The sequence below is a fragment of the Paenalcaligenes niemegkensis genome (assembly GCF_022230885.1).
GTDB lineage: Bacteria > Pseudomonadota > Gammaproteobacteria > Burkholderiales > Burkholderiaceae_B > Paenalcaligenes > Paenalcaligenes niemegkensis.
In genome coordinates this window covers 274,654-296,119 of the sequence record NZ_JAKGCT010000004.1, presented here as the reverse complement: position 1 = coordinate 296,119, position 21,466 = coordinate 274,654, and the positions used below count along the sequence as shown (strand labels likewise).

The following is a 21,466-nucleotide window of genomic DNA, read 5'->3' as shown; positions in this document are numbered from 1 at the left end:
AAGCTTGAAACCATAAAAAAGCCTCATTTCCTGAAACGATAGTCGCTATCAGAAATGAGGCTTTATCCCCGCTGAAAACCGATCTGGATATCTACACTACACGGCACCGCACAGGCGCAAAGCCTTGTATTTCAACGCGTAATACATCACCCTTATTAACGGCTCCGACACCTGCAGGTGTACCCGTCATAATAAGATCGCCCGCCTTTAGTTCAAACAAGGTGGACAGATAGGCGATAGTTTCGGTTACCGGCCAGATCATGTGAGACAAATCGCCCTGCTGGCGCAAGTTGTCATTGACGAACAGACTGATCGAACCTTCGACGAACGAAGGCACACTGTTTTTTGGATACAGTGGTCCCATGGGCGCGGCGTGATCAAACGCTTTAGCCACTTCCCAGGGACGGCCCTGCTTCTTAGCTTCAGCCTGCAGGTCGCGGCGAGTCATATCCAGACCGGCGGCGAAACCCCAAATAGCCTGTTCAGCCTGCTCAAGACTAAGATTGACACCGCCCGCACCCAGCGCCACAACCAGTTCGACTTCATGGTGAACATCACTGGTGCGACCAGGGTAAGGCCAGTCGATAATCCCAGTTTCGCTTAAGCCAAAGGTAGCATGTGCAGGTTTTGCAAAAAGAAAGGATCTTCACGTCCGCTGTGGCCCATTTCCTGGGCGTGCTCGGCGTAGTTACGCCCTACACAAAAGATACGATTGACAGGGAAACGATCGCTGCTGTTGATGACCTCGAGCCCCGCCTGGGCTTGAGGCTTGATAACCCAGCTCATTACGCTTTCTTAGCTTGCTCGTAACGAGCAATGCTGTTGCTAATCTCTTGTTTAGCGGCCTCTGGACCTTCCCAATCTTTAACTTTTACCCATTTGCCTTTTTCAAGGTCTTTATAACGCTCGAAGAAGTGCTTGATACGCGCGAGATCTTCTTCAGGCAAGTCGTCCGGAGTGTTGATGTGACGGTAAGGAGGGTAAAGCTTTGTCACCGGTACAGCCAGCACTTTGGCATCGCCACCCGCTTCGTCTTCCATTGGCAGCACGCCAATCGCGCGGCACTTGACCACAGCACCCACATTGATGGGAAACGGTGACAAGACAAGCACATCAGCCGGGTCACCATCTTCAGAGATGGTCTGGGGCACATAACCATAATTAACCGGATAGTGCATTGCTGCCAACATAAAACGATCGACAAAAACCGCACCGCTTTCATCGTCGATTTCGTACTTCACGGGATCGGAGTTCATCGGTATTTCGATGATAACGTTGAACTCTTCAGGAGCGTTCGCTCCGGGGTGATGCGATTTAAGCTCATGCCAGAACCTTAAAAATAACAGTAATTAATCGATCCGACGATTCGGCCGGTCGGAAATAATAGAAGTGTCCACGCCGGGAATAGGCGCGGAGTCGAAATAATCATCGTCGCTTTCACTATCGTCGATGGCAACGTCGGCCGGAACCTGCGCAGGCGCAACGACGAGCGGCACATGGCTCTCATCCATATGATAGTCGGCGGCACTCGCAGCAATAGGCTGCCGGGAACTACGCTCGATCTCGGCGCCTGAGCCTACAAAGGCACCGTCAATGAGGGTAGGATCATCACTGGTATCTGCTGCAGGCAGAGCCCGGTTGGCCACAAACACAGGTAAAGAGCCTGCTACCGATGCCGATAAACGCCAGTGCTTTATAGCATCGGCGGTACGGCCTAGCCCGTCATACAAATTACCCAGCAATGCATGAATACGCATGTCGTTGCGCACCTTCATGCTGCGTTTTAGATAATGCTCGCCCTGCCCCCACAGCTGACCGGTGAGACACAGCTGACCTAAAGCGGCCAACAAATTAGAGTCATGCGGATGTTTGCGCAACCACTCTTCTGCCTTGCTTAAGCGGCGCGCATAGAACTCGGGCGGGCACTGTGCATAGGCATGAATAAGTCTGGGGTCGAAACGCACATTAATAGCGGCCTCGAGAATGCGAGCCGCATCATCGTACTCGCCGGTCTGCTCTTTAATGGCAGCTGCAGCCAGGGCAATGGCGGGTAGCGTCTTTTCATCGGAACGCAAATCGCTCCAGAGCGATTTGAAGTGATCCGGACCACCGGCCATAATACGTGCCGCCGCAGCCGTTTCGATGGCCACCAAGGCTTCGTCACGATCAATGGCACTGCGCCTAAGCAATAAACGCGTCAACTCGTAAACTCGCTCGTGCTCGCCTTGCTGGCGATAAGCCTGAAGCAGCAATCGCGTCGTATGAAAGTAACGCGAGCTGGCATCCTGCAACGGCTGCAACAGATCAATGGCCTGTTGAGGCTGGCCCTGATCCATGTACATTTCAGCTGATGCCGTCGCCGCAGCCACCTTTAGCCGCGGATCGCCGCCTGCTACATCCATCGCCAGCGACAACGCTTCATCTCTGCGGTTGTATTCGCCAAGATTATGCGAAGCACGGGCAGCGGCCAAACCGGCAAGTACCTTGCTGCTTTTTGAACGTGTCTTGGACAGCAATTTGGAAAGGTCTTTTTCAGCCTGGCCATAACGCCCTTCGAGTATGTTCAGCCAGCCACTTTCGAGCAGATCGCGATCGCGCTTTTGCTCACGGTGACCACGCCATAGCCGAAAGCGCTCTGGGCTTCCGCTGACCCATGCTAAAAACCGGATGAAAACATAAATACCGAAAAATACCGCCAGCGCGCTTAACACCCCAAAAGTGAGCGAAAAGCTGATGTGATAAGGAGGAGCAGCGATGACAACGTTACCGCTATGGTCACGTAGCACCAGCGCAAGAGCGACCGCTGCAACCAGTAGAATGACAGTCCAGAACCAGGTTCTCATTACTTACTCCTGTCGGTAAACCACGGGCTCAGCACGCAGTGAGTTTGAAAGCGTTACCTCGAGACTGGCGTGAACGTTATCATCGGCGGGGCTGCTTTCGTCTCCAGGTTCGACGTTGCTGTCAGAGGCTGGAGCGTCGGGCTGAGCGTCAGGAGCATCTCTTTCACTGCCAGCCTGGGGCGATGCCTCAGGCTCTTCCGCAGGCGATGGTGGGTCTGTTGCTTCAACTTCAGGCTGTACGCTTACATTCGGACGATCAACCGTTTTATTTGCCTGACCTTGCAGTAAAGCTTCGATAGCACTAAGACTATTATCAACGTTCGGCAATTGACTGACTATCTGAACCTGACTTAAGGCTGATGCATTACGCAACGCGACTGCGGTTGCGGCCGACTGCCCATCGAAACGCTGCTCAATGGCATTCACGATTGCTGCTGTTTCAGCCTCCCAGACGGTAGGCTGGTTGGTCATAAGAGCCAGCTTGGCAGAGCTGACCCGCAGACGTAAATTATCGCGGAAGCGACTGGCCTGCTCAGGTGACAGCAACAGGGCTGAGGCGTCATCAACCCGACGAATTGTAATGAACTCGCCGAGATCCTGACGTACCGCTGCCCAGCCCCGATCAACCCAATGCAGTGCGGTATCACCCGTGCGCTTCCACCAGGGATCGGCAGGGTCGGGCTCGTCCCTGGTTATCAAGGGAGCGGATGGCGCAGCAGTGGGGTTTGCGTCAGTGCGGAGTTTCGTATCATCAGGCATCAATAAAGGCGCTTTATTTAGCTGCTCTGACAACAGGTCGAGTTGACGCGACAGACTTGGTACATCCGTGGTGGACGTCGCGCGCAATCGCTCTACATCGCCATTGATGGTTTGCTGCAGTGAAGCCAGCGTAGGCCGATTGGCGCGAGCCAGGCGAGCCTGAGCAGTTTCCAGGGAAACAATGGCATTGGCAATATTGCCACCCAGCAACAGCTGCTGCTGCGCAATAGTGACGAGATGGTCTATGTCATTGAGCAAGATGACTTCTGTGCCGGCATCGGTGAGCGTCTGAAACGCCTGATGCAGATCAGTAGCCTGTTCTCGGGTATCGGCCAGCTGTTTTTCCAGACCTAGCAGCTTGCTTTGCTGCTCGCGCACCAGAGTCAGTGCCTGCTGGGCCTGCTCACCGGCCTGGTGACTGGCTCGAATGTTGGCTTGTAACTGCTGCTCAAGATCGGCACTGTGACGAGAGTTCTGCTGCTGCAAATACCAGATCGTTCCGCCGGCAATTGCAGCAATGACAACGGCAGTCAGCAGTACAGGGCCTGCAGACGATTTGTCCTTCTTTGCCCCATAGGAGGCTGGCGGAGCTGGTGGCACAGTAGAGCCGCCTCCACCTGATCCGCTGGAGGCGGTTTTTTCATGAGGCGGCTTTAAAGCTGCTGCCGCTTTTGCCCTTTCGTTGTCTGAAGCGGCAGGGCTGGCTGCTTTGGGCGGCACACTTGTGGCTGCCTGAACCCCAGCAGTAGCCGACTTTTCTGCAGACGGCTTAGCCGCTGGCCCGGCTTTGGAATCTTCAGAAGTTCGACCGGACGGATCGCGGCTTACCGTACTCTGGGAAGCGGCAACTGGCTCGGGAGCTTTCTGGCTCGGTGCGACTGTAGCTGCCGGCTTGGAATCGGCAACAGGAATAACCTCAGGTTTGGATTTGGTCTCAACCTGTATGATTTTTTCAGTCTCGGTTTTTTTATCTGTTTTGTCTGTCATGGCAAGATTGTAATCCGATAAAGACTAATTGGCTCTTGCAGCATCGACAATGGCATTGCACATCGAATCGATACCGGGCGAAGACCGAAAAAGCATAGTCGCTTGGGGTAGCCCCAATGCAAGGAGTTCTGATTGTAGTCGTTCTGCTATGCGTTCGTGAATGGCAACAAACCTTAGCTTCGCCCACGACTTTTCCATACCTAGGCGAACGATGTTTTGCATCATAGCGCAAACGCTTTCAGAACTCGTTAACAAGAATACACAAGAATCGCCCGAAAGTGCATGCTGGAGGGCGATACTTTGTTGATCAGTCCAGAAGGCAGGTACCCGTTGATACACTGTCACCCGCTCAACCGAAGCATTCTCGTCTGCAAAACGCGAAGAAAGCCATTCGCGCCCTTGCTGTCCCCGGACGATAAGCACCCGTCTGAATTTCATCTTTCGCAGCTCAAGCTGTTTCCACAGGGCTTCGGAATCCTGGTCGGGATCGGACTCATCAGGGTGGATGATCAGACCCGGCGACAGACCAGGATAGCGATATAAAGCGCTAGCACTGGCTGCGCCCACACTAGCTGCACAAAGACCTTCAGGCCATGTTATCGAGCGGAGGCGAAGGGCTTCCAGATAGCACGACACCGCCGTACTGCTGACGAACACAATCAGGTCATAGTTAGCGGGATGGTGATGGAATTCATCAAAGAAGTCTATAGCTTCCAGCTGCAAGGCAGGAAGAATGAGGCTCGGGATGCCACGCTGCAATAGCGCTTGCTCCAGAGCCTCGTTACGCCCTTGAGGGCGTGTCAGCACTGCAGTTACAGTAGGCGCCATCTACACCCTATTCCTGTGCGTTCTCTGCTGATAGGCGGAGCAGAATTTCTCGGGCTCCTTTGGCCAGAAGGTCATTCGCCACCGATTCGCCCAAAGCCTCTGCCTGATCGGCTGGACCTGAAGTTTCGGCACGGATGACATGGCTGCCATCTGGCTCGGCAACCAGAGCACGAATATGCAACTGCCCAGCATCGAGTTCGGCATAGGCAGCCAACGGTACCTGGCATGAACCGCCCAGCACGCGCGACACGGCGCGCTCAGCCAGCGCCCGGCTGGTAGAGAGTGGACACGCCAAAGGTGCCAGCCACTGAGCAACGTCGGTGCGCTCTTCAAGAATTTCAATGCCCAGGGCTCCTTGCCCTGCTGATGGCAAGCTCTCTTCGCATGACAGGAAGGAGCGAATTCGATCGCCCATATTCAGACGCGCCAGACCCGCAGCGGCCAGGATAATAGCGTCGTAGTCCCCGTTATCGAGTTTGCCCAAGCGGGTATCCAGATTTCCGCGCAGTGGCTTAACCACCAGTTGAGGGTAGCGTTCTCGAATTTGCGATTCACGTCGTAAGCTTGAGGTTCCTACGACAGAGCCTGCCGGCAAGGCAGCGAGCTCATCGTATTTAGGCGATACAAAAGCATCACGGGGATCACCACGCTCGAGGATCACGGGTAAGGCAAACGGATGTTGCAAATCAAATGGCACGTCTTTTAAGGAATGCACTGCCAGATGAGCCCTGCCATCAAGAAGCGCGGTTTCCAGCTCTTTGACGAACAGCCCCTTCCCGCCTACCTTGGATAAGGTACGGTCAAGAATTTGATCTCCACGAGTCGTCATGCTGAGCAATTGTACATCGCAGTCGGGGTACAAGACTTTAAGCCGATCACGCACGTGTTCAGCTTGCCACACGGCCAGGCGACTGGCTCGCGTGGCTATAACCAGGGTTTCAGGTGTTACTGACGACATTGCCTAGCCTGCAAAGTAGCGCGCTACTGCTGCGCCGATTATACCGATGAGGGCAAGTATGCCCAGGCCCTGAAGCAGTGACAAACCGGATTCGTGCTTCTTGCGATCCGAATTACGTATAAAGCTCATGATGTAGTCCTTTGTTTTACTGCTGTTTTACGCCTGGCCAGCCATTTACCAGTAACAACCAGGAGAATGGCAACGGCTAGCTCGACAGCTATTTTATACCCTTGGGGTATAACACCGAATTGACGTTCGACAATAATATCTGTAACCAGCATACCGCCTGCTATCCAGCCCAGCAAGCCCGCACCAAAAGTTACGACCACAGGGAAGCGATCGATAAGCTTCAAAACCAAGGTACTGCCCCAGATAATGATGGGGACACTCAACAGCAATCCGAAGATCACATAACCCATTTGATGGTCCAAATGTACATTTTGGGCTGCGCCAGCAATAGCAATTACGTTATCCAGGCTCATTACAAAATCGGCAATTAAAATCGTTTTGACTGCAGTCCACACTGATGTGCTGGCCTGAATACCATCGTGGTGCCCCTCGTCAGGCATCAGAAGCTTCAGTCCTATCCAGACCAGAAGAATAGCGCCCACGATTTTAAGAAAAGGTATGCCAAGCAGGGTCAAGGCGAAAAATATCAATACGACGCGCATTATGATGGCGCCCGCGGTGCCCCAAAAATACCCTTGAGTCGATTTTTATGATCGAGCTTTCGACAAGCCAAAGCAATGACCACTGCATTGTCGCCGCCCAGCAAGATATCGATCATTATGATTTGTAAGAGCGCGCCCCAATGGAGCGTTTCAAAAACTCGATCATTTCTTTCCTTATATGGAAACTGGGGTAGCTGGTTTATACCGCAATTTAGTGTAGTTGCGTGAAACTCACGACAAAAGCAAAACAGAATGAACTGTATACTATATGCAATGTAGCGGCAATTAATAATAATCACCCCAATACGCTCAAATCCTATTATAAAAAGAAACACCCCGCGCCTTTAAAAGCAACGGGGTGTTTCTTTTTACACTAGCAGAGAAGCACGTACCGCTTCGGCTATTAAACGTTTTCGGTACGGGGCTGATACGAAAAGCTTAAAGAACCGTTTTAAGCAATTTGCCCATTTCAGAAGGATCGCGGGTTGTAAGAATACCGCAAGCTTCCATTACTTCAAGTTTGGCGTCAGCAGTATCAGCACCGCCAGAAATCAAGGCGCCAGCATGGCCCATGCGTTTTCCGGCAGGAGCAGTCACACCAGCAATAAACCCGACAATAGGTTTGGTCATATTGTCTTTAGCCCATAGCGCGGCATTCACTTCATCCGGACCACCGATTTCGCCGATCATGATAACAGCATCAGTATCGGGGTCATCGTTGAACATTTTCAGCACATCAATGTGCTTAAGACCACTGATGGGGTCACCGCCAATACCAACTGCGCTGGATTGACCCAGGCCGAGTTCGGTAACTTGAGCCACGGCTTCGTAAGTTAAGGTACCGGAGCGACTGACCACCCCGATACGGCCTTTACGATGGATATGGCCGGGCATGATACCGATCTTGATTTCATCAGGTGTAATCAGACCTGGGCAGTTAGGCCCGAGCAGCAAGGTTTTCTTGTTCTCAGCGCGCATGCGGTTACGTAATTCGAGCATGTCACGAACAGGAATACCCTCGGTTATGCAAATAACCAGGTCGAGATCGGCTTCTACTGCTTCCCAGATAGCCGCTGCAGCACCTGCTGGCGGTACGTAGATAACTGAAACCGTTGCGCCCGTTGCGTCACGCGCATCACCGACGTTTGCGTAAATAGGTATACCTTCGAAGTCTTCGCCAGCACGACGTGGGTTGACACCCGCAACGAAAGCTTCCTGGCCGTTACCGTATTCGCGGCACATACGCGTGTGAAACTGGCCTGTTTTACCAGTAATACCTTGCGTGATGACTTTTGTGTCTTTATTGATCAGAATCGACATTTATTAAACCCTTTCCCGTACTTATTTGGCTGCGGCAACGACTTTGGTGGCTGCTTCAGCCATCGTGTCGGCACTGATGATGGGCAGACCGGAGTCGGCAAGCATTTGTTTACCCAGCTCTTCGTTGGTACCTTTCATGCGCACGACGAGCGGCACGTTGAGGTTGACTGCTTTACACGCGGCAATAACACCTTCGGCAATAACATCACAACGCATGATGCCACCAAAGATATTGACCAGAATGGCTTTGACGCCCTGGTTTGCAAGCATGATCTTGAAAGCTTCGGTTACCTTCTCGGCTGTGGCACCGCCACCTACGTCGAGGAAGTTGGCGGGTTCACCGCCAAACAGCTTAATGGTATCCATGGTGGCCATTGCCAGACCAGCACCATTGACCAGGCAACCAATATTACCGTCGAGCTGAATGTAGGCTAAATCGTACTTGCTGGCTTCAACTTCAGCAGGGTCTTCTTCATCAAGGTCACGGTACTCGACCAGCTCAGGCTGACGGTACAAGGCGTTGGTGTCGAAATTGAACTTGGCATCCAGTGCCATGATGTCGCCAGAGCCGGTCAGGATCAAGGGATTGATCTCAGCCAAGGAGGCATCAGTTTCCCAGTAGGCTTTATAAAGTTTCTGGAACTCGACAGCCGCTTTGGCCTGGGAGGCCTCGGGCACGCCGATACCGGCAGCCAGACCTGTGGCTTCGGCGTCAGTCAGGCCTGTAGCCGGATCAACAAAGACTTTAAGAATGGCATCGGGATTGCTCTCGGCCACTTCTTCGATTTCCATACCACCTTCAGCCGAGGCCATAACGCACACGCGTTGGGTCTCGCGATCGGTAACAATACCGACGTAGTATTCGGTTTTGATGTCGGCACCGTCTTCAACAAGAAGGCGACGTACTTTTTGACCTTCAGGTCCGGTCTGGTGAGTAATCAGCTGCATGCCCAGAATTTCGCTGGCCAGTTGACGCACCTCGTCGATGGAACGGGCCAGCTTAACGCCACCACCCATACCGCGGCCGCCTGCGTGGATTTGCGCTTTAACAACCCAGACCGGGCCGCCCAGCTCTTCGGCTATGGCAACTGCTTCATCGACGGAGAATGCTGGCTTACCACGTGGCACAACCACCCCGTACTTCCTTAGCAGTGCTTTGCCCTGATATTCATGAATTTTCATTTATTACCTGTCAGTCTTAAAAACACATTGAAAAAACTGTCGTCGGCGTGCCGACACAACCTTGCCCAACTTACTTACACCCCAGCCACTTCGACTTGAGGTGCTATATACCATCGGGGATATTTCACTTTCACTACCTCGCCAGAGCTATGCATCGCATGACAGCCATCGATATGGAACGGCTTGACTGGCTCGTCTCCGGTGGGCGGGTTCGTGCTGTGAACCCGGTTTGCCATGGACTGAATGGCTACGGTAGGTAATACATCGGTTAATTCGGTCATGTGCGTACATCCCGCCGTTTTGGAAAAACGTTCTCGTACGGCTCTGCGGAATCCCTTTACAAGATTCAAGCCTATAAGTTGCTGGTACGCGTCAGAAATCGAGACACACAATTGCCCATACGGGGCTGCATCGTAGACAGCAACGGCATCGGTAATGGTGAGTTCATCGTTAATCGTAATACGCAACAGCATGTGATGCACGGGCGTACCCGCCTTATGTACACCACCTTTAGCATGCGGAAAGTCGTAGGCCTTGATGTCGATCAGCTCGGCCTCGATATCCCATTGACCGTCGACGCGCGCAAAGGCTTGCGCACGGATGGTTCGGGTATGGAGAGGCTCACGTGATACGGTAGGTGGAGGAAGCGGCATGAAACGATTTAATGATGAGAAAAGACGAATTACTAATCGAGTATAACGCACCTCGTATCCTGCGTATAACTAGACAATGAGGTATCTATGCTGATGTTCGGTGCTGATAAGTCACAATAATGGCAAGCCTGGGCCAGCCGACGCAATAATTTCAAAAATGTGACTGTCACTTCAATCAATGTCATCAATCGCTGTACTCGGGCAAGTGCACGCATTTTGGCAAAAGCCGCTCTAAAAACAAAAAAGCGTGGATATGCATTAACACATCCACACTTGATCAGACCTCAACCCTCAGGCCAGCAGTCTGGTTTTTAAGCGACAGCCTTACGCAGCTCTTTCGCTGCCGAAACCATGGCTTTCAAGGAGCTGCCCGTTTCTTCCCAGCCGCGAGTCTTCAAGCCGCAATCCGGATTCACCCACAGACGTTCTGCTGGCAACCGTTTGGCCGCTTTGCGCATGAGATCCACCATCCATTGCTGATCAGGCACGTTGGGAGAATGAATATCGTAAACCCCGGGACCAATATCATTGGGGTAATCGAAGTTCTCAAAGGCTTCCAGCAGCTCCATATTTGAACGTGACGTTTCAATGGTAATTACGTCGGCATCCATCGCGGCAATCGAGTCAATGATGTCGTTGAACTCTGAATAGCACATATGCGTGTGAATTTGAGTGTCGTCATCAATTCCACTGGTGGAAATACGGAAGCAATCGACGGCCCAGTCCAGGTAGGCGTTCCAGTCGCCTTTACGTAGCGGCAAACCTTCGCGGAATGCCGGCTCATCAATTTGAATCACATGAATGCCTGCGGCTTCCAGATCTGAAACCTCGTCGCGCAAGGCCAAGGCCAACTGACGGCAAGTCTCTGAGCGAGCCTGATCGTCGCGCACGAAGGACCACTGCAACATGGTTACCGGTCCGGTCAACATGCCTTTTACGGGCAAGGACGTCAGCGACTGTGCAAATTGCGACCAGGCAACGGTCATGGCTGCCGGCCGAACCACATCTCCAAAAATAATGGGCGGTTTTACACAGCGTGAACCGTAGCTTTGAACCCAGCCATTTTTCGTAAAGGCAAATCCGCCTAACAGTTCGCCGAAGTACTCGACCATATCGTTACGCTCGGCTTCGCCGTGTACCAGCACATCCAGCCCCACTTCTTCCTGAAAGCGAATCACGTGTTCAATTTCAGCACGAATCGCTTTTTCATAAGCGGCATCGCCCAGCGAACCCGCCCGCCAGTCACGGCGCAGCTTACGGATCTCTTGCGTTTGCGGGAATGAACCAATAGTAGTGGTTGGGAAGACCGGCAATCCCAGCCGTTTATTTTGCGCTTCGATACGCTTATCGAAAGGAGCGCGATCACGGCTTAAGGTAGCCAGTTCCGCCACACGGGCTGCTACAGTCGGATTATGCGTACGGGGGGAACTCGCGCGAAGCTGCAGCGCCTTGCGTTGCGTATCCAAAGCTGCCTGACCCTGTGCGTCAAGGGTATCGTCGACAATATGCTTGAGCAAGGCCAGCTCATCAAGTTTCTGAACCGCAAATGACAGCCAGCTATAAAGCTCGGCATCCAGTCCGTCTTCGCCTTGCAAGTCAACCGGCACATGCAATAGCGAGCAAGAAGGCGCCAACCATAGACGCTCGCCCAGGCTGGCTTTTAACTTTTGGATCAACGCCGCGGCCGCGTCCAGGTCGGTGCGCCAGATGTTGCGCCCGTCAATAAGGCCTACCGACAGAACTTGCCCGGAATGTAACTGGGCAGCGACACTTTCCAACTGATCTGGAGCACGCACAGCGTCAACGTGTACACCATCAACTGCCAAGTCTTTGAGTACAGATGCATTATTGCGCAGGCCCTCGAAATACGTAGCCAACAGCAGCTTGGGTGCATTCTGCTTCAGCTGAGCATACACATCGGCATAAGCATCCAGCCACGCTTCGGGAATGTCCAGCGCAAGAATAGGCTCATCAATCTGTACCCAGTTCACGCCCTGCTCGACAAAGCGCGCAAAGACCTGCTGATACACCGTAACTAGCTGAGGCAGCAACGCCAGCTTCTGCTCATCTGCAGCGCCGTTGACAAAGGCGTCGCCCTTGGACAGCCAAAGCCATGTCAGTGGACCGGGAATAACGGGTTTGGCGTTATACCCCAGCGCTGCCGCGTCTTTGACTTGTTCAAACAAGTCTTCACGCGCTATGCGGAATTCCTGGCCCGGGGTGATCTCTGGCACGATGTAGTGATAGTTGGTATCGAACCACTTGGTCATTTCGCAGGCTGCAGCCGGTGTACCGCTTGGAGCACGTCCACGAGCCATTCTGAATAAGGTATCCAGGCTGACCGTTTCCGCACTGTCTTGAGCGAAGCGGGCAGGCACCACGCCCAGCAAGGTAGTCCACTCGAGAATCTGGTCGTACCACGCAAAATCCCCTACAGGCACAAGATCTACACCTGCCGACTTTTGAATCTGCCAATGACGCTCACGTAACTGGCGCCCTGTCTCGAGCAAATCTTCTGATAAAAGCTTGCCTGCCCAATAAGACTCGACCGCGCGCTTTAGTTCGCGTTGCTTACCAATGCGGGGGAATCCCAAATTATGAATAATTGTCATCATCAACCCAAATGTAGAAAGTAAAAGTCTTGCCGTCTCAGCTACCTATGAATTGTGCCTGTACAATTGCTTGAAAAAAAATCAAATTCACCATGCATAGTATGAATTATTTTCATTAAAAATCAGGAGTATGCACATATGCTTGAAGTACGTCACCTTGAGACGCTCACAGCCATACGTCAAACCGGCAGTTTGCAAGAGGCGGCCGAACATCTACATGTAACGCAATCCGCTCTCTCGCATCAGCTACGAGATCTTGAGGTGCGTTTAAAAGTAAAGTTGCTGAACCGCCGCACACGCCCGGCTCGGCTCACTACGGCGGCGCTGCGCATACTGACCTTAGCCGATGAGGTTCTGCCGCGCATACGTGCCACCGAGCGTGAACTTCAACGCCTGTCGGCAGGACAAACAGGCAGACTTCATATCGCGATAGACTGCCACTCTTGCTTTCAGTGGCTGATGCCCGCCCTGGATGCCTTCAGGCAAAGCTGGCCGGATGTCAGCCTGGACTTATCTGCAGCCTTTTCCTTCGCCCCTCTTCCCGCCCTGATACGCGGCGACCTGGATGTAGTGATCACCTCAGACCCCCAGCCCCTGGAAGGTATCGAGTATGTCCCTTTATTTAGTTATGAGCTGGTGCTCGCCGTCGCCTCGGCAAACCCTCTGGCGCAATACCGATATATAGAAGCCCACCAACTGCAGGACCAAACCCTTATTACCTATCCGGTAGAACGTAGCCGTCTGGATGTGTTTACCGAGTTTTTAGATCCGGCGGATATCGAGCCTGTCGCCATACGCCAGGCTGAGCTCACCACCATGATCATGCAACTGGTGGCCAGTCACCGTGGCGTGGCGGCACTGCCAAACTGGGCATTGACTGAATACCTGAATCACGGATGGCTACGCACAGTGAAATTGTCCGAGCACGGGGTCTGGCGAGACCTATACGCCACCGTACGCACCGAGGATCATGACTCGGATTACCTGAAAGCCTTTTTAGAACAAGCGCGACGCACCTGTTTTGAAACCCTCAGAGATATAGAAGAACTAAAGCAGGTTCGCTTCTAAGTTCGACGGGTCAGCGACTGCATATCGAGCTCGCCCTGCTCGTCGTAAAGCGTTCCGGCATCAAAAGCCCGCATGCCTTGAATACAATAACGCAGGAAACATTTGGCTGCGGGTGAAAGCGACCTCCCTGCCCGCGTGACCAATTGCACTTTGGCTTGCTGCAGTACAGTGCTGGCAATCGGCAGTGCGCATAAGGTGCCAGCCGCAATTTCGCTGGTGACCGAGAACTTGGGTAACAAGGTCACACCCTGCCCACTTTCTACAAAACTGACAACCACGCTGATCAGGTTGGTGCTCAGACAGGGGTTAAGCTTAAATTTTTCTATGTGCTCTGCATGCTCGATTAACTGCCTTATGCCGTAGCGGCCATGCAATAGTGCGAGTGGCCACGAGCCAAGCTCGGCAAGAGATACCTGCTCTTGCCCTATCAGCGGATGATTGGAGGGCACAATCAGGTGCATAGGTTGACTGCCTACCCATCGGCTGACAATGCGCGGATCTTCAGGCGGATAGTAAACCAGACCAATCTCATCGATATCATCAGCGAGCCGGCGCATAATCGCTGTCGTTCCTGCCACATCAATGGAGACGGAAATATCGGGGTAATCTCGCCTGAAAATCGGCAATAGCCCCACGACCACAGCTTGAGTAAAGCCTTCGCCCATGACAACCGAGACGCTTCCGCTATGCAGGCCACGCAAAGACTCCAGTTCGGCAAGCATATCGTCGCGATGTGAACTGTGCTGTCTATAGTAATCAATCAGCAATTCGCCCGCTTGGGTTGGAATCACACCACGCCGATTTCGCTCCAGCAGCGCCATGCCCAGCTCTTGCTCAAGCAGACTTATCTGGCGACTTACTGCAGATGCTGCTACTTTCAGACTTTCGGCTGCACCCCGGATTGAACCCAGCCGCACGCTCGCGTGAAAGTAATCAAGACGATTCTCCTGAAATTTTTGCATAACGGCGCCTCCACACAGCGCTCTAATAAACAGAACACAAATTCAAAAACGATAGAACCAATAGATTGCTATAGTAGCTCGCGTGGTAACAAACAGTACATTAATAAAAACGCCAACACGGCACACGCAATACATTCTGGAATTCACTGCTCTAAGGGAGAGGGGAAGATGCTGACAACAGCCAGTCCTAAACAGATAGAATCAAACCAACTTATCAAGGTATTCATCCTGGCGCTGGCCATTGCCTTGCTTTCCGAGTGGCTGGGCCCTCTTCCCATTGAGCTGGGTGTAGGCAAGGTAGTCTTGCTCCCCATGATCTGGGCCCTGCTTATTGGTCTGACGCTCGGTATTTTTAATAAACGCCTGCCCTCCTTAATTCGGGTTGATGTTAAAACCCAGTACCTGGCAGCCGCCATCCTGCAGCCCGCCCTCTTTCTTTTCATTTCCAAGCTCGGTCTGCTGGTGGGCGGCTCGTTGCCCAAACTCGCTGAGGCCGGTTGGGGCCTGGCATTGCAAGAGTTCGGCAATTTAATCGGCTGTATTCTTTTGGGGATGCCGATAGCCCTGCTTTTAGGCATCAAGCGTGAGGCCATTGGTGCCACCTTCTCAATTGGACGTGAGCCCGGCCTGGCCATTATTGGCGAGCGATTCGGCATGGACTCCCCTGAAGGCCGTGGAGTGCTGGCTGAATACGTAACTGGCACACTGGTCGGTGCCATCTTCATTTCGTTGCTCGCAGGCTTTGTCACCAGTCTGGACATCTTTCACCCCCTGGCCTTGGCCATGGGTGCCGGGGTGGGCTCGGGCAGCATGACGGCTGCCGCGGTAGGCGCCATTGCTGCCCAGCATCCGCCGGAAATGGCTCAGGATATTGCCGCCTTCGCTGCCGCCAGCAATCTGATCGCCACAACAGTAGGAACTTATTTAACCCTCTTTATTTCCTTGCCGCTGGCAGTTTGGGCATACAAGACTTTTGAACCCATTTTGGGCCGGGGCAGAAGCATAGGCTCCCAAGCAGCCTCGACCACCGCCCAAATCGACACCGAACAGCAGCGCATTCCTGCCATCCACTTTGGCGTACGTCTTTTGGCGTGGGCTGTGGTAGGCGCCATGGTACTCATCGGAAATCGCATCGGCTACGGCATCCCCATCATTGAAGCCCTGCCTGGTGTCGCGCTCATCATTGTGGCCGTGATTATTGGCGATCTGGTGTATCACGGTACACGACGCATCTTACCCGCTGTGTGCTGGATATCCCTGGTCGCAATGGCAATGACTTTTCCATTGTTCCCTTTCTCGGCCGAAATCAACGCCTTAACCTCCAAAGTTAACTTCCTGGCAATGATTACGCCCATGCTGACCTTTGCAGGTTTATCGCTGGCTAAAGACATCCCAGTCTTCCGGCGTTTAGGGTGGCGCATCGTTGTCGTGTCATTGCTGGCAAACGCCGGAGTCTTCTTGGCCGCCGCATCAATTGCGCAGTTTTTCGTTCATTCCATATAAAAATATCGTTTTGATCAAGCCGCCCGCGACAGCCTGATAACTCTGTCATTAAGGCGGCTTTTTAAGGAGACAGCATGACTCAGCCTACTATAGGCATTATCGGCTTAGGAAATATGGGGCGCGGCATGGCATGTTCAGCCGCCCGGGCGGGCTTCCGCGTGTATGGCTACGATCCCGCTGCAGGCAATGACGCCACCTTGACTGAAGCTGGAGTAACAAAAGCCGAAAGCCTTGCAGAATTAAGCCGGGCGAGCAACTGCATCGTCTTGTCTTTGCCTAACTCAGCCATTGTTGAGAGCGTAATTTTGGGAAAAGCAGGCCTTGCTGGCCTCATTAGCAAATCCACCTTACTACTTGACACCTCAACCGCCGACCCAAACAGCACGCGTCGCATTGCCAAAACACTTCAGGGCACGCCTATCCGCTTTGTAGACGGCCCGGTAAGCGGCGGCCCGCGGGCCGCAATGGCCGGAACCATGACCATGCTGCTGGGCGGCAGTCAGGACGATATAGCCGGGCTCGCCAGTCTGCTCGACGCACTCTGCGCAAAGCGGGTACATGTAGGCGAAGTGGGATCCGGGCACGCAGCCAAATTATTCAACAACTTGCTTTGCGGCTTAAACCTGATTGCCAATGGCGAAGCCATACGTGCTGCAAAAGCGTTAAATCTGGATATAGAGAAGCTATTTGAAGGCATCAACGCCGGCTCCGGTCGCAGCGGCGTCAGCGAATTCAATGTGCCCAACTGGATTCTCAACGATGCCTTTGACTCAGGTTTCAGCATGGGCCTCATGCGCAAGGATCTGCGCCTGGCCAACGAATTGCTGCAGCAGGCCGATGTCACTGCTCCGTTATCCCGGCACGCGCTACAAATTTGGTCCGATTCGGCGGCCACCCTGGCTGACGAACTCGACTTCAACCACATTGTTAAGGTGTAAGCATGAGTACTCCCGCCTCTTCCTCTTCTATAGCCAAGCTGTTTTCAGCCTTCTTCACTAACAACAGCCCATTTGCTTCATTCATCAATGGTGAGCTTAGACCTGGCACTGGCGAAACCATTAGGCTGACCAACGCCTACACCGGAGAGCAGCACTTTCACTATGCTGACTGTGGACCCGAACATGCTGTAGAAGCCGTAGCTGCTGCAAAGCAGGCTCAAATTAAATGGGCTGCATTAAGTCATGCCGAGCGAGGCCGACGCATGTATGCCGCGGGACAGCTCATTCGGCAGCACAGCGAAGCCTTGGCGCAGCTCGAGTCAGCCAGTAGCGCCAAGCCCATACGTGACTGTCGTGGTGAGAGCCTGCGCGTTGCTGAAATGTTCGAATACTATGCAGGCTGGGCCGACAAACTGTATGGCGAAGTCATTCCTGTTCCTAGCGGCCACTTGAACTTTACGCAGCGGCGTCCCGTGGGCGTGGTCGTGCAAATTACCCCTGGAATGCGCCTATTTTTACTGCCGGATGGCAGATCGCTCCCGCTATCGCCTGCGGCAACGCCGTCGTACTCAAACCTTCAGAACTCACTCCTTTTTCCTCGGTAGTACTGGCTCACCTGCTGCACCAGGCCGGTTTGCCCAAAGGCCTCGTCAACGTCCTTGCCGGCACAGGCACCGCGGTATTGAAACCCGCCCTGGAAACCCACGACATCGCAAAAGTGGTATTTGTGGGTTCGGTGAACACAGGCAAAATCGTGGCTCAGACAGCCGCCAGCTATTTGGTACCGTGTGTACTCGAGCTGGGCGGTAAATCAGCCAACATTGTCTTTGATGATGCCAATCTTGACCGCGCCGTCATCGGCGCCCAGGCCGCTATCTTCTCGGGTGCAGGACAAAGTTGCGTGGCCGGCTCCAGGCTGCTGGTACAGCGCTCGGTTTACGACAAATTCTTAAATAAACTCGTCACTGGAGCTTCAAAACTGGCTGTAGGCGACCCGGCCAGCGAGACAACTGAAATTGGTCCGGTGTGCAATGAACGCCAGTATCAACACGTCCGCACCTCCATTGAGCAAGCCATCGCCAATGGTGCCACGCTGGCCTTGGGGGACACAGGCCCTGATCGGCCTGGTTTCAGGGTATCACCTACCATACTGTCAAATGTCAGCAACGACATGGCTGTCGCACAGGAAGAAATTTTCGGTCCCGTGGTGGTGGTGATTCCTTTTGAAGACGAACACGATGCCATCAAGCTGGCCAACCAAAGCCGCTTTGGACTGGCCGGTGCTGTCTGGTCTGAAAACGGTGCCCGAGGCCACCGTGTCGCCGAAGCGTTAAATGCCGGCACGGTCTGGATTAACGGCTACAAGACCATTAACGTGGCCTCTCCCTTTGGCGGGATCAAGGAAAGCGGATACGGCCGTTCCAGCGGCATCGATGCGCTGCAAGAGTACACCACTGTGAAAAGTGTATGGGTAGAAACTGCCGCTAATCCCGCCGCGACATTCGGCTACTTATAACGTCAGGAGTTTCTATGGATGCTACAACATTTCCCTCTGTGGAACTGCTCACGCAATGGCGTCGTGACTTTCATCGCCACCCTGAAACCGCCTTCGAAGAGTTTCGTACCAGCGAAATAGTTGCCGAACGCCTCCGCCAGTGGGGCCTGGAAGTCACCACAGGTATCGCAGGCACGGGGGTAGTAGGAACTTTACGCGGCAGCATGGGTGCGGGCCGAAATATTGGTCTACGCGCCGATATGGATGCTTTGCATGTGCATGAGAAAAATGATTTCGAGCATGCTTCCAGCCATCAGGGCCGTATGCATGCCTGCGGTCATGATGGACACACGACAATGCTGCTGGGCGCAGCCCAGGCCTTGTCTGCCAATCCGGACTTCTACGGCACTATACACTTTATTTTTCAGCCGGCTGAAGAGAATGAAGGTGGCGCTCGCGTCATGATCGAAGAAGGTTTGTTTGAACGGTTCCCGGTAGACGCGGTTTACGCCTTGCACAACTGGCCTGGCCTGGCTGCCGGAGAGGCCGCCGTACACAGCGGTCCGGTAATGGCGGCCTTTGATATTTTCGATCTGACCCTTAAAGGGTCAGGAGCGCATGCCGCCATGCCTTACCTGGGCAAAGACACCCTGCTTATCTCATGCCAGCTGGTCAGCCAGCTTGCCAGCCTGATCAGCAGGGAGTTTTCTGCCCATCAGCCTGCAGTGTTTACGGTCACCAGCTTTAACGCGGGCGATACCTATAACGTCATGCCCCAAGAGGTGAGACTGCGGGGCACTGTCCGGTGCTTTGACATGCAGCAGCGCGCGCAGATCGAAAAACGCTTCAATGAGTACATCTCGGCCTATGCGCAGCTACATGACATCGAAGCCACGCTGGATTACCGCGTCAGCTACCCTGCTACGATTAACGCGCTCAGTCATGTAGATGAGTGTGCCGCCGTACTGGCCGATATCCTGGGCCCTCAGAACGTACATCGAGACCTGGCACCCAGCATGGCTTCGGAGGATTTTTCTTTCATGAGCCAAAATGTTCCTGGCGTCTATATCTGGCTAGGAAATGGCGAAGACAGCGCCTCGTTGCATAACCCCAGCTATGACTTTAATGACGGCATTTTGGAAAATGGCGTTAAGTACTTTGTAGAACTTAGCAGACGGCTATTGGCTGAGCCCGCATAGTTAAAGAGAAGCCATGACCATCGTCAGGTGGCCATGGCTCTTTAACATTCGGTGAAGGCGACTGCCAGCCCGCCCAGCGAGGTCTCTTTGTACTTGTCATGCATGTCCCTGCCCGTATCGCGCATAGTGCGAATTGCCTGATCCAGGCTGATGTGATGCTTGCCATCACCATGCATCGCCAGGCGTGCAGCATTAATAGCCTTTACACCCGCAATCGCATTGCGCTCAATACAGGGAATTTGCACGAGCCCGCCTACCGGATCACAGGTCAGGCCCAGGTTATGCTCCAGACCGATCTCGGCAGCGTTCTCCACTTGCTGCGGAGTCGCGCCCATCAAGGCCGCCAGGCCGGCAGCAGCCATTGCACAGGCAGAACCCACTTCGCCCTGACAGCCCACCTCTGCACCTGAAATCGATGCATTCATTTTGCACAGTTTGGCTATGGCAGACGCTGTCAGTAAAAACCGCACAATGTCGTCAAAGGAGTAATCTGGAAACAAGGCAATATAAAAATGCAGCACGGCGGGAATAATCCCGGCAGCGCCATTCGTGGGTGCTGTCACCACCTTGCCGCCCGCCGCATTTTCTTCATTGACAGCCATCGCATAGACGTTGACCCAATCCATCCCTTGCATCGTTAATACCGGAGCTGGCTGATTCCTGGATGCCAGCAAACGCTGGTACAAATCAGGGGCCCGTCGCTTAACGTCAAGCCCGCCTGGGAGCACGCCCGGATTTACCAGGCCCTGATGCACGCAGTCTTGCATGGCTTGCCAAATGCCCCGCAGTGCGGCTTCAGTCTCAGTCCACGGGCGCAACGTTTGTTCATTTGCCATCACGAGCTCGCTAATCGAGAGCTGATGTTCAGCACACAAGCGCAGCAAATCAGCGGCGCTGCTGAATGGATAAGGCACCTGCCCAGGTGCCTGCAAGCCTGCATCTGATGGCCACGGTGCCTGAGCCGATGCCGACAATTCGTCATCGTCAATCACAAAGCCCCCACCCACTGAATAGTAGGTTTTAACTGTCTTACTACCGTCAGAAAAAACAGCCTTAAAACGCAATGCATTTGGATGGTAAGCCAGGCCAACCGGCTTAAATATAATATTCCTAGCGGGATCGAACTCTACACTCTGATCAGCACTGATGGAAAGCTTATGACCGTGACGTACTTCTTTTACCTGTGCTCTCATTTGCTCGGGGTCCACCGTAGCCGGCTCAAGCCCGAGCAGGCCGGCCATCACCGCCGTATCCGTGGCATGGCCTATACCCGTTGAGGACAATGATCCATACAAATGCACATCAATGCGAAGTAATTGATTCAGCTCCAAACCATGCAGATGCCTCCTGAATTGGCCTGCTGCAATCATTGGTCCGGTAGTATGTGAGCTTGACGGCCCCACCCCGATTTTGAATATATCCAGAACGCTGATGTATGAATAACTATCTAACAAAAACCACCTCGGCAACAAAGAACGTGATTATCCA

The 21,466-nt window shown here is 53.4% G+C and carries 15 protein-coding genes and 4 pseudogenes; 5 read left to right on the top strand and 14 right to left on the bottom strand.

What is annotated here, in order from left to right; translation table 11 throughout:
• Window positions 1-91 precede the first annotated feature (91 nt).
• The 12 genes and pseudogenes from L1889_RS05320 to metE form a co-directional block, all read right to left on the bottom strand.
• A pseudogene (locus L1889_RS05320) lies at window positions 92-786 on the bottom strand (fumarylacetoacetate hydrolase family protein).
• Window positions 786-1,324, bottom strand: a pseudogene (ppa, locus tag L1889_RS05315) (inorganic diphosphatase). Before ppa ends, L1889_RS05320 begins: the two co-directional pseudogenes overlap by 1 nt.
• Window positions 1,325-1,349: 25 nt before the next feature.
• Complete coding sequence (locus tag L1889_RS05310) at window positions 1,350-2,843, bottom strand: heme biosynthesis HemY N-terminal domain-containing protein (protein ID WP_238664255.1); 1,494 nt, start codon at window positions 2,841-2,843, stop codon at window positions 1,350-1,352.
• A 3-nt stretch (window positions 2,844-2,846) separates the two neighbouring features.
• Window positions 2,847-4,589 carry a uroporphyrinogen-III C-methyltransferase gene (locus tag L1889_RS05305; RefSeq protein ID WP_238664254.1) on the bottom strand — a complete coding sequence of 581 codons (1,743 nt, stop codon included), beginning with the start codon at window positions 4,587-4,589 and terminating at the stop codon, window positions 2,847-2,849.
• Between the two features lie 24 nt (window positions 4,590-4,613).
• Complete coding sequence (locus L1889_RS05300; protein WP_238664253.1) at window positions 4,614-5,417, bottom strand: uroporphyrinogen-III synthase; 804 nt, start codon at window positions 5,415-5,417, stop codon at window positions 4,614-4,616.
• 7 nt (window positions 5,418-5,424) lie between these two features.
• Window positions 5,425-6,375 (bottom strand): hydroxymethylbilane synthase, encoded by a 951-nt coding sequence (gene hemC, locus L1889_RS05295; protein WP_238664252.1) that lies wholly within the window; start codon window positions 6,373-6,375, stop codon window positions 5,425-5,427.
• 3 nt (window positions 6,376-6,378) lie between these two features.
• Complete coding sequence (locus L1889_RS18360; RefSeq protein WP_257793851.1) at window positions 6,379-6,504, bottom strand: hypothetical protein; 126 nt, start codon at window positions 6,502-6,504, stop codon at window positions 6,379-6,381.
• Window positions 6,501-7,162, bottom strand: a pseudogene (locus L1889_RS05290) (TerC family protein). Before L1889_RS05290 ends, L1889_RS18360 begins: the two are co-directional and overlap by 4 nt.
• 322 nt (window positions 7,163-7,484) lie before the next feature.
• The gene (gene sucD / locus L1889_RS05285) at window positions 7,485-8,366 is read right to left on the bottom strand and encodes a succinate--CoA ligase subunit alpha (RefSeq protein WP_238664251.1); all 882 of its coding nucleotides are present in this window, start codon (window positions 8,364-8,366) and stop codon (window positions 7,485-7,487) included.
• A gap of 21 nt (window positions 8,367-8,387) precedes the next feature.
• A complete protein-coding gene (gene sucC, locus L1889_RS05280; protein WP_238664250.1) occupies window positions 8,388-9,548 on the bottom strand; it encodes an ADP-forming succinate--CoA ligase subunit beta in 1,161 nt (386 codons plus the stop codon).
• Window positions 9,549-9,622: 74 nt separating this feature from the next.
• Window positions 9,623-10,252, bottom strand: coding sequence for a DUF2889 domain-containing protein (locus tag L1889_RS05275; protein ID WP_308217597.1), 630 nt, complete (start codon window positions 10,250-10,252; stop codon window positions 9,623-9,625).
• Window positions 10,253-10,512: 260 nt separating this feature from the next.
• Window positions 10,513-12,813, bottom strand: coding sequence for a 5-methyltetrahydropteroyltriglutamate--homocysteine S-methyltransferase (metE, locus tag L1889_RS05270; RefSeq protein ID WP_238664248.1), 2,301 nt, complete (start codon window positions 12,811-12,813; stop codon window positions 10,513-10,515).
• A 138-nt stretch (window positions 12,814-12,951) separates the two neighbouring features.
• Here metE and L1889_RS05265 point away from each other — a divergent pair, with 138 nt between their 5' ends.
• Entirely contained in the window at window positions 12,952-13,881 is a 930-nt protein-coding gene (locus L1889_RS05265; RefSeq protein WP_238664247.1) for a LysR family transcriptional regulator, read from the top strand.
• On the opposite strand, the gene L1889_RS05260 is transcribed toward L1889_RS05265, so the two are convergent.
• Window positions 13,878-14,843: a LysR family transcriptional regulator gene (locus L1889_RS05260; RefSeq protein WP_238664246.1), complete on the bottom strand. Its 966-nt coding sequence runs from the start codon at window positions 14,841-14,843 to the stop codon at window positions 13,878-13,880. The genes L1889_RS05265 and L1889_RS05260 overlap by 4 nt on opposite strands.
• Before the next feature lie 168 nt (window positions 14,844-15,011).
• Between L1889_RS05260 and L1889_RS05255 the strand changes: the two genes are divergently transcribed.
• The 4 genes and pseudogenes from L1889_RS05255 to L1889_RS05240 all read left to right on the top strand — a co-directional run bounded on the left by L1889_RS05255 (window position 15,012) and on the right by L1889_RS05240 (window position 19,978).
• Window positions 15,012-16,346, top strand: coding sequence for a DUF3100 domain-containing protein (locus tag L1889_RS05255; protein ID WP_238664245.1), 1,335 nt, complete (start codon window positions 15,012-15,014; stop codon window positions 16,344-16,346).
• A 74-nt stretch (window positions 16,347-16,420) separates the two neighbouring features.
• Window positions 16,421-17,284, top strand: a complete 864-nt coding sequence (locus L1889_RS05250; RefSeq protein WP_238664244.1) for an NAD(P)-dependent oxidoreductase — start codon at window positions 16,421-16,423, stop codon at window positions 17,282-17,284.
• A gap of 2 nt (window positions 17,285-17,286) precedes the next feature.
• Window positions 17,287-18,800, top strand: a pseudogene (locus tag L1889_RS05245) (aldehyde dehydrogenase family protein).
• 14 nt (window positions 18,801-18,814) lie between these two features.
• Entirely contained in the window at window positions 18,815-19,978 is a 1,164-nt protein-coding gene (locus tag L1889_RS05240) for a M20 aminoacylase family protein (protein WP_238664242.1), read from the top strand.
• A 41-nt stretch (window positions 19,979-20,019) separates the two neighbouring features.
• On the opposite strand, the gene L1889_RS05235 is transcribed toward L1889_RS05240, so the two are convergent.
• On the bottom strand, window positions 20,020-21,432 hold the full coding sequence (locus tag L1889_RS05235) for an L-serine ammonia-lyase (protein ID WP_238664241.1): 1,413 nt from the start codon (window positions 21,430-21,432) through the stop codon (window positions 20,020-20,022).
• Window positions 21,433-21,466 lie beyond the last annotated feature (34 nt).

Coding starts and splice junctions, on each gene's coding strand:
- L1889_RS05305 (WP_238664254.1), bottom strand. CDS start 4,589: ATGACAGACAAAACAGATAAAAAAACCGAGACTGAAAAAATCATACAG.
- sucD (WP_238664251.1), bottom strand. CDS start 8,366: ATGTCGATTCTGATCAATAAAGACACAAAAGTCATCACGCAAGGTATT.
- L1889_RS05265 (WP_238664247.1), top strand. CDS start 12,952: ATGCTTGAAGTACGTCACCTTGAGACGCTCACAGCCATACGTCAAACC.
- metE (WP_238664248.1), bottom strand. CDS start 12,813: ATGACAATTATTCATAATTTGGGATTCCCCCGCATTGGTAAGCAACGC.
- L1889_RS05310 (WP_238664255.1), bottom strand. CDS start 2,843: ATGAGAACCTGGTTCTGGACTGTCATTCTACTGGTTGCAGCGGTCGCT.
- hemC (WP_238664252.1), bottom strand. CDS start 6,375: ATGTCGTCAGTAACACCTGAAACCCTGGTTATAGCCACGCGAGCCAGT.
- L1889_RS18360 (WP_257793851.1), bottom strand. CDS start 6,504: ATGAGCTTTATACGTAATTCGGATCGCAAGAAGCACGAATCCGGTTTG.
- L1889_RS05250 (WP_238664244.1), top strand. CDS start 16,421: ATGACTCAGCCTACTATAGGCATTATCGGCTTAGGAAATATGGGGCGC.
- L1889_RS05300 (WP_238664253.1), bottom strand. CDS start 5,417: ATGGCGCCTACTGTAACTGCAGTGCTGACACGCCCTCAAGGGCGTAAC.
- L1889_RS05255 (WP_238664245.1), top strand. CDS start 15,012: ATGCTGACAACAGCCAGTCCTAAACAGATAGAATCAAACCAACTTATC.
- sucC (WP_238664250.1), bottom strand. CDS start 9,548: ATGAAAATTCATGAATATCAGGGCAAAGCACTGCTAAGGAAGTACGGG.
- L1889_RS05260 (WP_238664246.1), bottom strand. CDS start 14,843: ATGCAAAAATTTCAGGAGAATCGTCTTGATTACTTTCACGCGAGCGTG.
- L1889_RS05240 (WP_238664242.1), top strand. CDS start 18,815: ATGGATGCTACAACATTTCCCTCTGTGGAACTGCTCACGCAATGGCGT.